Genomic DNA, 269 nt, shown 5'->3' with positions numbered 1-269 from the left:
CAACCATCAGAGCGATGCGAGGACCAAGCCGACGACGGCGGGAAGCCGGAGACGTCAGGGCAGGGGCTCCTCCGCCGCCAGGAAGGCGGCCGCGAGGCCTGTAGCGGTGGAGGTGTACGCCGGGCCGGCGTTCTCCGTGTCCCCCGAGCCGAGCTCTGTGCCGCTGCCGCAGTTCCCGTTCAGGAAGGCCGCCGTCACAGCCGCCGTCGATGACGCCGCGACGCGCGACCTCCGCCGCATGCTGCGGCTGGAGTAGTAGTAGGCTCCCG

The 269-nt window shown here is 71.7% G+C and carries 1 protein-coding gene; it reads left to right on the top strand.

The annotated features are described in order from the left end of the window. Positions 1 to 256, top strand: a 256-nt coding sequence (locus L9G74_RS24195; RefSeq protein WP_238898647.1) for a proline-rich nuclear receptor coactivator motif-containing protein, incomplete at its 5' end; no start/stop codon positions are given. Between the last annotated feature and the right edge of the window lie 13 nt (positions 257 to 269).

It is taken from the genome of Shewanella electrica (genome assembly GCF_022321485.1).
In the GTDB taxonomy this organism is placed as follows: domain Bacteria; phylum Pseudomonadota; class Gammaproteobacteria; order Enterobacterales; family Shewanellaceae; genus Shewanella; species Shewanella electrica.
The sequence above is the reverse complement of the archived record's forward strand: the minus strand, read 5'-3'. Positions and strand labels throughout refer to the sequence as shown.